Source organism: Virgibacillus sp. GM2-2 (genome assembly GCF_055329585.1).
Map to the genome: position 1 here is coordinate 1 of NZ_JBUZWC010000144.1, position 244 is coordinate 244.

Annotated in this window: 1 protein-coding gene; it reads right to left on the reverse strand. The window is 73.0% G+C overall.

The window, feature by feature from the left end; genetic code table 11:
• Positions 1 to 110 precede the first annotated feature (110 nt).
• Positions 111 to 221: a M15 family metallopeptidase gene (locus tag ACY9Z2_RS19305; protein ID WP_463611294.1), complete on the reverse strand. Its 111-nt coding sequence runs from the start codon at positions 219 to 221 to the stop codon at positions 111 to 113.
• Positions 222 to 244 lie beyond the last annotated feature (23 nt).

Sequence of the window (244 nt, forward strand, 5' to 3'; positions counted from 1 at the left end):
CCCGGGCCGCCGCCGGCGCTCCGGTCTGGTCGGACGCGCAGGCGGACAGGACGCCCGCTGCGAGCGCGCAGGCCACGGCCAGCCCTGCCGATGCCCTGCGAGCCGTCACGTCATCTGCCGTTCGACGAGAAGTGCTGATAGTCGGGGTGGGACCAGCGCGCACCCCAGAGCCACCCCTGGGCCGCCATTGCTCGCGCGATCGGGCTGCGCCTCATGATCATGCCCTTGCGCACGTTGGACCGGT